10 protein-coding genes are annotated in these 13,391 nt (G+C 37.0%); 4 read left to right on the top strand and 6 right to left on the bottom strand.

The genetic code is table 11. The annotated features are described in order from the left end of the window. Positions 1-7 precede the first annotated feature (7 nt). The gene (locus ABIB30_RS22335) at positions 8-1,420 is read left to right on the top strand and encodes a RagB/SusD family nutrient uptake outer membrane protein (protein ID WP_354305276.1); all 1,413 of its coding nucleotides are present in this window, start codon (positions 8-10) and stop codon (positions 1,418-1,420) included. Between the two features lie 78 nt (positions 1,421-1,498). On the opposite strand, the gene ABIB30_RS22330 is transcribed toward ABIB30_RS22335, so the two are convergent. From ABIB30_RS22330 to ABIB30_RS22310, 5 genes are all read right to left on the bottom strand, one after another. Further along, the gene (locus ABIB30_RS22330) at positions 1,499-2,887 is read right to left on the bottom strand and encodes a S41 family peptidase (protein WP_354305275.1); all 1,389 of its coding nucleotides are present in this window, start codon (positions 2,885-2,887) and stop codon (positions 1,499-1,501) included. 12 nt (positions 2,888-2,899) lie between these two features. Then, complete coding sequence (locus ABIB30_RS22325; RefSeq protein WP_354305274.1) at positions 2,900-5,272, bottom strand: ABC transporter permease; 2,373 nt, start codon at positions 5,270-5,272, stop codon at positions 2,900-2,902. Between the two features lie 152 nt (positions 5,273-5,424). Then, positions 5,425-5,883 carry a hypothetical protein gene (locus tag ABIB30_RS22320; RefSeq protein ID WP_354305273.1) on the bottom strand — a complete coding sequence of 153 codons (459 nt, stop codon included), beginning with the start codon at positions 5,881-5,883 and terminating at the stop codon, positions 5,425-5,427. Positions 5,884-6,020: 137 nt separating this feature from the next. Then, positions 6,021-7,241 (bottom strand): helix-turn-helix domain-containing protein, encoded by a 1,221-nt coding sequence (locus ABIB30_RS22315; RefSeq protein WP_354305271.1) that lies wholly within the window; start codon positions 7,239-7,241, stop codon positions 6,021-6,023. Between the two features lie 345 nt (positions 7,242-7,586). Further along, the gene (locus ABIB30_RS22310; RefSeq protein WP_354305270.1) at positions 7,587-8,708 is read right to left on the bottom strand and encodes an alpha/beta hydrolase; all 1,122 of its coding nucleotides are present in this window, start codon (positions 8,706-8,708) and stop codon (positions 7,587-7,589) included. Between the two features lie 170 nt (positions 8,709-8,878). Here ABIB30_RS22310 and ABIB30_RS22305 point away from each other — a divergent pair, with 170 nt between their 5' ends. Further along, a complete protein-coding gene (locus ABIB30_RS22305) occupies positions 8,879-9,763 on the top strand; it encodes an alpha/beta fold hydrolase (RefSeq protein WP_354305269.1) in 885 nt (294 codons plus the stop codon). Positions 9,764-9,786: 23 nt separating this feature from the next. On the opposite strand, the gene ABIB30_RS22300 is transcribed toward ABIB30_RS22305, so the two are convergent. After that, positions 9,787-11,001, bottom strand: coding sequence for an alpha/beta hydrolase-fold protein (locus ABIB30_RS22300; protein WP_354305268.1), 1,215 nt, complete (start codon positions 10,999-11,001; stop codon positions 9,787-9,789). Positions 11,002-11,200: 199 nt separating this feature from the next. On the opposite strand from ABIB30_RS22300, the gene ABIB30_RS22295 reads away from it, so the two are divergent. Further along, the gene (locus ABIB30_RS22295; RefSeq protein ID WP_354305267.1) at positions 11,201-11,899 is read left to right on the top strand and encodes a DUF1826 domain-containing protein; all 699 of its coding nucleotides are present in this window, start codon (positions 11,201-11,203) and stop codon (positions 11,897-11,899) included. A 56-nt stretch (positions 11,900-11,955) separates the two neighbouring features. Next, positions 11,956-13,092 (top strand): hypothetical protein, encoded by a 1,137-nt coding sequence (locus ABIB30_RS22290; protein ID WP_354305266.1) that lies wholly within the window; start codon positions 11,956-11,958, stop codon positions 13,090-13,092. Positions 13,093-13,391: the final 299 nt, after the last annotated feature.

Raw genomic sequence — 13,391 nt, 5'->3', positions numbered from 1 at the left:
TAGCTTTATGCTAGTATCAAGTGCCTGCAAGAAGGAACTCCTTAACCCGATATCTCAAACTACTGTTGCTAGTGATAATGCATTTGATACACCACTGCGTATCGAAAATCAGGCATTGTCTCTGTATGGATCTTTAAAACATGGAAATTTCTATGGTGGCAGGTATGTGGTTTACGGAAATTTAAGAGGAGAAGACTTTATCAATGAAACCAGTAACCTGGTTACCGCATCAGATGTATGGAGTATGAATGTTGCGAACAGTGCAACTTCCGTAAAAACACTATGGTCACAAGGTTACCTGACGATCAACAGATGTAATGTCTTCATTGACGGCATGACAGAAAAGGGGACAGCAGTAGTAGGTGCTCCTTCGACCGCCAAATATATTGCTGAAGCCAGGTTAATCAGAGCCTTATCTTATTACAGCTTATTACAGGTTTTTGCAAGACCTTACTTAGATGGAAATGGGAATAAACCTGGATTGCCGCTTAGATTAACAGGGATTACAGCTCAAGGATCTTCCGATCTGGCCAGGAGTACTGTAGCGCAGATATACGATCAGATTATTGCAGATTTAAATTTCGCAGAGACAAACTTGTCTTTAACAAATACGACTTCAAATGTAACAAGAGCACATCGTAATACCGCCATTGCGCTAAAAACCCGCGTATATCTGAGCATGGGCAAATATGCAGAAGTAATCACTGAAGCCAATAAAATAGTTCCTGCTGTTGCACCTTTCAAAGCAACAAGTGGTGTCCCTAATGAAATGCAGGCTGACCTTGCTTCCGTATTTAAAACCTATACAACTACCGAATCTGTATTTTCATTGCCAATGACTTCTTCCGCAATTCCCCTGGATAATCCTGGTACTCAAAACTCCTTAGCTTCTTATTTTTATATGACAGCAAGTGTGCCCGGAACAACAGAATATTCTTTGAATTCAACTGGAATTCTGGCTAATACAGGGTGGAAAGCAACTGACCTGAGAAGGAACCTCATCTTTAACAAAGCGGATGGTAAGAAATATATTGCTAAGTTCACAGCGCCAAGCCCTTATACAGACTGGGTACCTGTAATCAGATGGTCTGAAGTGTTGCTAAACCTTGCAGAAGCCCGGGTACGCAGTTCAAATTCAATTGATTCACAAGCGCTATTGTTAATTAATGCAGTACGTCAGCGCTCAGATGCAACTACAGTGATTGCTCCCGCATCTGTTGCTGCATTTACTGATGCTTTAATATTGGAAAGAAGAATAGAGTTTTTGGGTGAAGGCTTAAGAGGCCCTGATCTAACAAGGTTACTGCTTACTATTCCAGCCAAAGGAAGCGCACCATCTAAAGCTCCTGCCGAAAATGGATATATCTGGCCAATTTCTTCGGATGAACTTTCTTTGAATAAATTAATGACAGATAATTAATGGAAACTAATTAATTCTAAACAGAAGACCTCTGAATACTATTCAGAGGTCTTCTTATAACCTATATGATCTATTTCCTTATCTGACCCATCGCATTATCTGATCCATCGCCTTATCTGTAAAACGATCTCCGCTATAAAAACTATTGTAGAAATCCAGTCGATTTCTTGAATAATTAAGCTCATCACTTACCGGGACACCAATTCCTTCGTAAGTTTTTCCATTACTATCGGTATAAATTTCATTCGATAAACTAAACTCCCACCCATTGGGAAGCTCCTTCCATAAAAGCTCTGAGAAGATACCAGCAGTTCTTGTACCCATTGTTTTAATATTCGGATAGTGCTGAGCAGCTAAGGCGAAAATTTCTGCCGCACTCGCTGTCTGACCACTTAAAAGTAAGCAGACTTTACCTTGATAGGCAGAATTTGCTGGCTGCAAAATATATTTTTGTTTCGCCGTATTACCCTGAACAGTTTTAGCTTCCACAGAAAGAACGTGTTTACTTTCAACAATAAAATAACTCAGAAGCCTCAAAGCTACCGTCTCCAGTCCACCACCATTAAAACGAAGATCAATAACTATTGAATCAGACTGCCCAATATCAGACATGATCTTTTTCATGACCTGATCGACACCGTTGAGCTCATCTTCAAATTGCATCAGAGGTAACCTGGAATCTTTAACCTGATCATATTTCTTTGTAAAATCGGGCTGATGCTGCTCAACAGAAGAAACATAAGCTGAAAAGTCATTCATATCCTTAATCATGAGATAGCCGATCCTTGTACCTTTCAACTTTCCCCAACTGATCACCCCATTATTATAAGCGTGCTTATCGACTAAGTAATTGTCTTGTATGGCCTTAATGATGTCATCCTTTTTTCGCCTGATTACTGGAGTTCCTACAGCTGCTTTTGTTTTCAGTTCATCCGGAATTTCTAATCTGATATGGCCATCGCCTATCTTTTTAACGATTTCTAATAAGATATCAGCTAGTTCCTTTTGAGAATTTATTTTCTTTACCCTTGGCAGGTAATCTTCATAAACCTGTTTCCAATTTATATTTCGTTCCCTGAAAAATGCATAATTATCATTGAAGGTCTCCCAGAAAACTTTGAAGTTTTCCTCATAAGAAGCCGTAGCGCTGTCTACGTGAGTACACATCTGAGGCAATGAATCAGCCCGTTTAAAAGTATAATTTACAATTCCACCAGGGTTAAGGACGAGCGCATCCTTATTCAATGACAGAATTGTAAATCTTCCATTTATCTTACCTTCCGCCAGCGCTTTACAGCTCATGCTATTCATATTGTAGTAAGTATAGGTAGAATCCTCAATCTTTAAGCATCTGCCATAACCCTGTTGAACCCAGGACGTGTTTTTTAATTGCTTTTCAGGATCTTGCTGTGCACTGACACCCAAGGCCATAAGCAGTACGCAAATAGTGAAATTGAAATTTATCATATTTTTAAAATCTTATTCCTGCTTTAAATATTTGGACAGATTAGCTTGATTCGCCTTGAATATATGCCATGACACACTAATTAAAGTCGTGGAAATTAAAGCGATGACTGCTAATCCAATAGGTAAAAATGAAAATTCAGAATTGGTGGATAGTTGATTGAACATGCTGTCTGTCAGGAAAAAAGAAAGTGGTATGCCCACCATAATTGCCGTGGTCAAAGCAAATAAAAACTCTTTGTATATCAGGTAAATAATATGAATGATATCGGCGCCTAAAACTTTACGGACACTAATTTCTTTCATCCTTTTTCCTAAAATAATAAGCGCCAGGCCGAAAACCCCAGAGATTGATATCACTGTCATGAGCAGGGAAGTCACCGCTAACACAGCTGAAATTGTGGAAAAGCCATTGAAGTATTCATTGAACACCTGATCCTGGTAATAAAAATCGAATGGAAGGTTGGGGTATAACTTCTGCCAGGTGCTTTTGATTTCTTCATGCGCATTTGAAAATAGATTGGATGAACTCTTAACATAAACGAACTTCACATCTTTAGGGTTGGCGCTCATGAATACCATAGGTGCAACCTTATATTCAAAACTTTCATAATGAAAATCATTTACCTGTCCAATAACTGAGTAATTATGATGATTATAGAGAATGTTTTTTCCAATAGATTTCGGCCAGTTCATCATTTTTAAAAAGGCCCGATTTACAATTACAGCATCTTTTTGATCAGTCAACTTTTTTTCGCTGAAATCTCTGCCTTCAGTAACTGTCATTCCTAACTGATTTATAAAACCTGGTAATATACTGATGCTTTTAACCTGTTCAGTTTTTCCTTCGTTTTTAATCAAAATCTCTTTAGCATAATTACCAACAGGCTGAGCGGCTCCTGTAACAGCTATTATACTTTTACTCCGTTTCAGTTCTTCTTTAAGAGTTTGGTAAGAAGACCCATTATCCAGGCTGACTACAACAGTGCTTTCGGGCTGATAGCCCCATGGTTTATGTTTGATCTGTTTGGTCTCCTGTATAAATGCAATAGCAATAGAGATGGAGATAAAAGTAAGGAAGAATTGAATACCGAGCAGCGCCTTCCTGAAACGATTATTGCTGCCCATTTTGGTATTTCCCTTCATCATACTTACCGTATCCAATGCGGATATATAGAATGAAGGATACAAAGCTCCACTTAAAGCTGAAACAAAGATCAGAAGCAACGCTGCTATCCAGGTGCGGAAGTTTAAGAAGAACCCCGGACCAAGTTCAAATCCTGAAATTGAACTAAACCATGGAAAAAAGAAGATTTCAGCCAAAAATAACCCAAGAAATACCGCAATCGTACAAATTATAATGTTTTCAATGATAAATTGAAAAATAATTTGTTTTCTGCTGCTGCCCATCACCTTTCTGACACTGATCTCTTTTAAGCGGCTGGAAGCTGATGCTATAGTGATATTTATATAATTGAAATAGACCATTAATAAAATAGAGACACCAATTACAACAAGCATAATCAAGCCGATTGGTTCCATTGTACTGAAGTAATTTCTGGCTACCTTATAAGAATGAAAGTTCATTGTTTTTAGCGCCTGATAATGAAAAGAAGTGAGCTGATCATCGGGATGTGCTGCGTTATAAAGCTTAAGATATTTTTTGTCCTCAGACCTGATGGATGACAACGTCATTACATCAGCAGTTTCTATAAAAGTGATATTTGCAGCTTGACTCCAATCACCGGTTTTGTCTATTCCTAAAGAAACCATTCTGGAATGCGGTATAAGCGCAGAAAAACTGAATGATGCATTAGCAGGATATTTACTGAAAACACCCTTAACTATAAAGTTCTCTGCTATTGTCCGGCCGTCCACATTAAAAGTAATCACCAATGAATTTCCAACAGCATTACTATGGCCGAACAGCTTTTCCGATAACTCTGAAGTCAGGACAATACCATCTTTATCTGTAAAATGTTGTTTGTCACCCCATTTTACCGGATAGTCAAACATTTTATAAAAATCATCATCAACAAAAGTAATCTTGTCCCTGAATACGTTATCTTTCTGCTTGATGATTACACTACTATAACTTAGACGGGCCACATTTTTAACCTGAGGGAAGTCATTTTTAAGTGCAGGGCCCAGGGGAGACGGGGCATCACCATGATATTGCTGTTTCCCATTTTTTTCAGTTACTCTTTCAATAACAAACAGATGGTCTATTTTGGAATTGAAAGCATCCTGGTGCATGGCCCAGTAAGAATACTCGAAAACCATTAAGCAACATCCTACAGCTAATGCAAGCCCTGAAATATTGATAAATGAAGATGCCTTGTGTTTGATCAGATTACGAAAGCCAAGCTTCAGGTAGTTTTTAAGCATAATGTATTTTTAGTCTGGTATCAATTTACCTGGACAAGCCAATCAACATGCCAAAGTAAAGACAGTTCTTACAGCGCTTATAGAGGCAGTAATTGAGTACTAAGATACATTAAGGTGTTCATTATCGAACTTTGGTGAACGAAACTGTACAGCTATAATTTGTTTACAACATCTAAGACAATTACTAATTTACTGTGGGTTCTTTGATCAACATCTTTCAGATGATTTAAGATATTCATCTTCTCTGCTCTTCGGATATAAAAATTTAAAGGGGTCTTTGAATTAGAAGTTAGATTTTCTTTATCATACACAATATAGCCTTTGATAAAGAGCAAATTCTTTTCTTTCATTTGAACTTTTGAATTCACAAGCTGATCAGAATTATTGCAGTTGACGTAATCAGTTAGCGTATTGACAGTGAAAAGTGAGAACTTATGATTTTGCGCAGCGAGACCAAAAAATCTTTTAAGTGTTGTCGTACTAATATTTCTATGCAAACAATTGAATATTTCTCTTGAAATATTTTTGCAGTCTGAGGGTTTGATAATCTCTATGCAAGATTTGATTAACAACTGGCGTTTAAGTTCAGGTAAATGAGAGTAATCTTGCATAAGCTTTGTTTTTATAGTTAGATAGGCGAGGAGCCTAACATTCCAAACAAAGTGAAAATGTTTCGTAATCAATAATACCAGTAGTCAATTGGGCCTTATCAGAACAAAAAGGATAGAATGCGAACATCTAAATCCTCTTAATCAGATTTTTTAGACGAGATAGCCAGTTGTGTTTTATTGAATTTCTGCAGATACAAAGTTGGGCTCATTCCTATTTTCTTCTTAAAAGCTAAAAAAAATGTTGTTCTTGAAGAGAAACCCGCTTCATGTGCTAAACCTTCTAAAGTTAGTTCCTTCCATTCCTGACTATGGAGCCTTTCAATAATATAGCAGATTCTGTATTCATTAATGTAATTATTAAAATGCATAGCATAGACATTTGTTAAAAGAAATGAGAAGGCATGTTTAGGGACTCTGCAATACTTAGCCAGTTGATGAAATGTTAGGCCCTTTTGTTTAAATAGATAATTGTCTCTTAATTGGAATTCAATACAATTTTGATAAACTAACAGCGCTTCATCTGAAAAAACAGGATAGATAGTCTTTGAAACTTCAGGACTAAAATCATCAATTGCCGGCTTTTTTATTTTTGGCGTATACCCACATGTCAACGATGGATGTGTATATACATAGCTACATAAGAAAATAAAAGAAACACACATAGACATTCCCGGAAGATAAATCGCAAGCTTGCTGATTCCGTTGTTATCAATATTCATAAAAGTGATTATGGTGTGGCATGTTAAAGACAAATACATGGCAATTTCTGAAAATACCAGTACTAAAACCCATTGATAATAGTCCTTATACCTGGTATCATTTAGTTTGTATTTTTCATCATCTTTCATTTTTTGCAGATGAATCGTCAAATAGCAAATATATATTACCCCTTGCGCTGGCCTTAATACAGAATGAATCCATACAGGATATAAATTATGTGCGGTTTCAAATACTTTGGCAGGATCTTTTAAAATTGAATTAACGATTTGATATCTTTCATTGCCGCCAATGACGATCCATGGTACAATATCTAATAGCATGAGGGCGGCAGGAAGGAAATGCCACCAAAAAAAACGTGGTTTATCAGGTGAACTAATTAATATAATATATAAATATATGCAAGGAGGAATTAAATAATAAAATGGTTTTGCAATTCTGTAGTAGATCGGGACATATACAATTAAACCAGTTATAAAAAGAAAATGATTTAATGCATAACTGACAATTGAAAGGAATGCGGTAGCGAGTAAGATATTAGCTACTTTGTATTTAGATTTTTTACAGAAAAGGAGTCTGAGAATTATTGGAAAAGAAAAAAATATTCCTAAAAAAATTAAAATAGTTAAAGAGCTATCCATAAGTTGGATTAATAGTATTTGGTTAAATTAAAATTAATGCTGAGACGTGTTATTAAAGGCGAATGATATTGACTAACTTATAAATGGCTAATATGACGATTAAATCTAATAGATAAGTTTCGTTCGTTCGGTAGAATTATTTCTAATTGCTAGTAGAAATAATTCTACAGCAGTAAAGTACTAATAAATATTTGCGGAGACTGCAAAAACTATTAAAATACCCTAAACTAATTGAAATATTTAATTTTTACTGAAGCATGTTACCTCATAAAAAACGCCCCCAAATAGTATCTGACTTTTTGGGGGCAGTCTAATCATGGAGGCATTTTTATAAAGATATTTTTTCTATTTGAATGCAGCTTTCAATTGTTCAGCTGCATAAGCCTGTGCTTGTTTGGCTTCTGGAACTATAATTGCCATTCCAAAGAACTCATGCGTAACGCCTTCATAATTTTTGCTATTTACTTTTACTCCCGCAGCAGAAAGTTTATTTGCCAGCATAATTCCATCACTGTTTAGTGGATCAATTTCTGCAGTAATAATTGTGGTTGGCGGCAGCCCCTTTAAATTCGCGTTAACCAGTGATATTTTTGGGTTTTTGGCTTCGGCCATTGTTGGTAAATACTTTCCGGTGAACCAAGCCATCATTGCTTTATTTAAAGGTTTTGCATTCGCGTACATTTTGTACGATTCTGTTTCCATATTGGCTTGCGCAATTGGATAAACCAAAACTTCATGCACAGGTATCATCATGTGTTTATCCCTTGCCATAATAGAGACATTTGCCGCCAGGTTTCCACCTGCACTTTCACCTACAACGGCTATTTTAGTTGGATCAGCCTTTAAGCTGGAAGCATTTTTGACGGCCCATTCATAAGCAGTAAATGCATCATTATGTGCAGTAGGAAATTTATTTTCCGGTGCTAATCTATAAGCCACAGCTACAACAACTGCCCCAACTTGTTCTGCCAAACCTTGTGCCGATGCATTGTAAACATCCAGGTTTGCGATAACAAAACCACCACCGTGATAATAAACAATTAACGGGAATGGCCCTTTACCAGATTTCGGTGTATAAACGCGTAAGTGAATTTTTCCACCACTAACATCAATGTCCTTTCCGGCAGTGTCAACCATCGCCTCTGGTACTTTAATGTTGTTTTCTTTTACTAAATCCATTACAGCGTCAGTTGGAGTATGGTTTTTACGGGCCTCAACTGCGCTTAGTGATTCTATAGGTTTGTCACCATAACTGGCTAGTTTTTCAATTACTGCCTGCATTTCTGGTTTAATTGTTTTACCCCATTCCGGGGCCGGGCCCATTGGTTTGATACCTGTAACTTTTGTAGAATCCGTGACAGTTGAATCTGTTGTAGTTTTGGTAGTTTTTGTTCCGCTGGTACAAGCCGATATCGTTATCGCTAAAATGCAAATAGCAGCAGGGGTTTTTAATAGATTGATTCTCATAAGATTGTTTTATTATAAAATTTCTGCTAGAACATCAATAAGTTAACAAGTGTTTTACCCTGTTTACAACTTTCAGGAATCCAATAATCTGAAACTTAAGCTCTAAGCTGCTGTTATATTTGAAAATTTAATCATCAAAATAAGTGAATTAGCTGATGGATAAGCAATCAATGAAAACCATAGAGACCGATACTTTACAAATTGCCTACCTTGAACATGGCCCGGATAACGGCTGGCCTGTGCTGCTGTCACATGGATTCCCTTATGATGCTCATGCTTTCAATGAAGTTGCGTTAATCCTTAGCAAAGCAGGAGCAAGGGTCATCGCCCCATTTACACGCGGGTTCGGAGAAACCCATTTCATTTCAGCAGATACTATGCGTAGCGGACAGCAAGCCGCTCGTGGTGCTGATATCATTGAACTTTCCGATGCTTTGGGCTTGAATCGACCTATAATCGGGGGTTTTGATTGGGGTGGTAATTCATCCTGTACAGCTGCGGCACTGTGGCCACAGCAAATTGGCGGCCTTGTGTCCTATGCGGGCTATGACATCGTAGATGTGAGCGGGCAAAGGCATGCAGCTACACCATCACTCGAGCGCGTCTGTTGGTATCAGCATCTTTTTAAATCAGAACGCGGACGTGAATGTCTCACTGAAAATCGTTACGAATTGTCCAGGATGCTTTGGAACGAATGGTCACCAAACTGGCGATTCGATGAAGAGACATTTGCGCGGACTTCAAAAGCATTTGAAAATCCTGATTTCGTTGATGTTGTTATACATACTTACCGCTGGATGCATGGCCTTAAAGCGGGTGATCCAGCATTACAGCCACTAGAAGACATCCTGGCACAAAAGCCTAAAGTGAGAGTGCCGAGTATAACGATCGACGGCAAGGCTGATCCGCTCAAACCAGGTGGAACATCCGGACATGCTAAAATGTTTATTGGGCTGCATGAGCATATCGTTGCAGATGCAGGCCATAATGTACCACAAGAGGAACCACAAGTATTTGCAGATGCAGTTTTGAAAGTACACAATTGGTTAAAATAAACCAGATGTAATCATTTCTTAAATTACTTTTTCTCCTCTGCTAATAACTTCTGCAACTTCTCTTTAGTTTCAGGGATTGCCTTCAACGTTAAAGCTTTTTTGAAATTTTCGATAGCTTTAGTTTTATCCTTGGTTTCAAGATAAAAATCACCAATTGAATCATAACAATTGCCACTATTGGGATTATTAGTAATATTGAGCTTGAATAAAGTTTCTGCCTTTGCGAATTGTTTAGTACCCATCATTTTGTATCCAAGGTTATTAATCTGGCTTTCATCCGGCTTAATATTATAACCCATTTTTTCAGAGACGTTCTTATAATGTGAGACTAACAATGAATCTAATTTGAAATCAGGATTGCTTAATTCGCTTTCATAAATTTTAAGCTTGTAAAAGTCGAAGATAAATCGGAGCGCATCATATTCTCCGATCAATCTTACAGAAGGATGATTGTCATCTTCATAATACTTGTATTTGAAATGTAATTGGTTTTTTTTGTTTTTAGAAAGGTCTTTAATGAGTTCTAAATTGCTGCGAATAAGTGCTGTAGCCCCGCTTGTGTCTTTTCGAACGCTTAACGTATCTACTCCTCTTTCCATACGATTGGCCATAGCCATAAATAATGTTTTGCCTTTATAATTCTGATCTGGTAAAATCGTTTTTGCTTCTTTCACAATTTTTTGATTGTCCCACCATAATGATCCATCGAGAGAAACATAAGAATTGAATAAATCCGGTTGATGCAGGAAAGTGTTCATGACTGTTAAACCACCAAGGGAATGACCAATAAATGTTTTATAAGTTGTGGTCGGATAAGTTGCATCGATATAGGGAATGAGTTCTTTCTCGATAAAGGACATGAATTTTTCGCCCTTTCCAACAATTCCGGGTAATTCCTTATCAGTACCAATTGTTAAATCGCTCACTCTGTTTGAAGGCAGGATTCCAACTACAATCATTGGCGGACAAAGGCTTGATTCACTCATATGCTCTGTAATACTAACAACGGTATTGAAATTTTCACTTCCATCCAATAAATAAATTACAGGATAATGTCCTTTGTCTTTGATTTTATTTCCTCCGTTACTATTGGGAATATGGATCCAAACTTTACGTTCTTGTCCCATGATCTTTGAGGGGAGAGTTTCCTCGAATCCAGTATTAAAGGGGCTGGTTTCTTGCGCATGGATATAAAAAGAAAACAATAGAAAGAGAACTGAAAAGGAAAAAGATTTCATAGCGTTTTTTTATTTTTTAATAGACACCAATTTTTTGACTACGTTACAAATATTTCACATTTATTTTTCCTGGTATATTGATAAAGGGTGTTACAAGCTTTGTTGTTATCTTTATCAAAAATTTTTCAATCAGTATTTGTCCTGACTTAACCTGTCACTACTACTATACTTTATTGTAAAATGATTTTATATAAGTATTATGATAGATTTATCTTACGCTGAGAATCAGATTCATTGCGTTACGAATTTTCAGGATCTTGTGTCTACGCCATTTAGTGGGGAAATGAATGCGATTTGCTGGACTCGCGAACTAAAAGGTGATTTTTCTGAAATTGTTAAAAAGATAGCGCTGAACGAAAATATAACCACAGTTGAAGAAGAGGAACTTCGTGCGCTTCAGTTGAGTGAACAAGGGCAACTTGCCCGCGAAATTCTCCTCAATGATTTGAAGGTATTGGAAGCTCATGGTGCATCGCCAATACTCAATGTGATCAGCTACTATGATCGGGATGATACCTACCCGTTTTTTCCAACCGATGTTTATTCTTTTCATGTAGATCGCTCTCCCATACCAACCGATACCTTTTTATGCACTTACCATGGCGAGTCAAGTGAAATATTGCCAAACTCACAAGGCACAAAGAAAATACTTATTCCAGAAATACGTGTTGAACTCGAAAAAATATATGATGGAGCAGAGGAAGATTTTGAATCATTCTTAAGTGAACATTTCTTTGATCTGCACTATCAAGCTAAACCTGATGCACACCCAATAAGCTTAGGCCTTGGTCACCTATGGAGATTGGCAGTTGATCATCCTGAAAGTCAGGTTCCTCCTTGTCTTCACCGTGCACCACAAGAGAAATCCGGACAGAAGAGGTTGCTGCTAATCTGTTGAACATAAATTCATCAAGGTGATAAATTCGATTTATTGTATCTTTCTAAAAAAAAGATATGAAGAAAATCAAACTACTAATTCTAACCCTGTTTATTGCCAATTTTAGTTACGCACAAACCACATTAATGGATAGTTTAATTCAAAAGAACTACTCCACCTTTAAAAAAAACAATAACAACGCTTTCGAAGGCAAAGGATGGATTACCCTACTGGATGAAATCAGCAAAAACAATTCTGTGTTATTAGGCGAGTCACATTTCTCCAATGAGGTCCCTTACTTCACAAATGCGATGATCAATAATATTAAGTTCGACAACTATATTCTGGAAATTGATCCATATACAATCAACACAATATCAACAAAAATTAAATCTTTGTCACCTGCTGAACTTGACAAATTCCGTAATGAATCAGGCTCAGCTTTATCTTTTTTACAAGGTGAAGCTGAATTTGATTTATTCAAAAACATAATTCAGCAGAATATCAAACTATATGGAGCTGATCAAATTAGTTTATTTTCAGACCGGTTACTGCTTACCGAATTAAGTAAACAATCCAAAAATGCTAAGGCAAAAGAAATTTATAAGCAGATGATCGCTAATTCCGCTGCTTATGACACAAAAAAGAACACCACATTCTATTTGTTCTCTGACGATTTTCTGGCAAAAATGAACGCATTGAGTGCTTTGAATTTATCAGCCAACGAGAAAGAGCAGCTTGAAGCACTAAAATTGAGCAGGGAACTATATTTAAATCGAATTCATCGTTTAAGAATTCAATACATGAAACACCTGGTTTTTGAAAAATACCCTGAATGGAAAGACAAGAAGAATCTTTTCAAATTTGGTGCTAATCACCTGCCTAAAGGAGAGAGTTTAATGGAAGTATTCGATATTGGCAATCTGGTTTCCAATATTGAAGAGGCAAATTACCGGAAGTCATTACACATTATGCTCATCGGAAAGGAAGAAGGTGAAACATTGGCTGATTTAGATCAATATAAATCTTTCTTAACCGTCGTAAAAGATGACAATTGGTATGCCTATGATTTAAGGCCCTTGAAACAAGCAATCTCTAAAAAGAAGCTTAAAGTAGAGGATTTGGAGCTGGAAAGAATTATAAAAGGTTACGACTATTTTGTTTTCATCCCAAACCTAACTAAAACCCCAAAAAGAGGTAAACAAGACCATTAAATCTGCTCAAGAGCCGGCTGCTTTATAGCGCAGACGGTTGTGTAAGATCTGATCAGATATGGACTCAGACCAGTCTGCGATTGGTCTGAGTCTTTGTCAGACAAAGGATAAAGTTATGGATCAAGTCATAAACTTGTGGAGGATGCTCTTTTTTAAGCATATTTTTTGACACGCTAAACAGGAAGTCTTTGCGATCAAGGATGCGCTTATGCCTCTGGAAGTTGCGCTGAAAGCTTTCAATTTGCATGGGAATGACTCAGGCGAAACAAGGCCGGGCTGTTAGTAAATAAATTCAAAAT

It is taken from the genome of Pedobacter sp. UYP1, assembly GCF_040547305.1.
Lineage (GTDB): Bacteria > Bacteroidota > Bacteroidia > Sphingobacteriales > Sphingobacteriaceae > Pedobacter.
The sequence above is the reverse complement of the archived record's forward strand: the minus strand, read 5'-3'. Positions and strand labels throughout refer to the sequence as shown.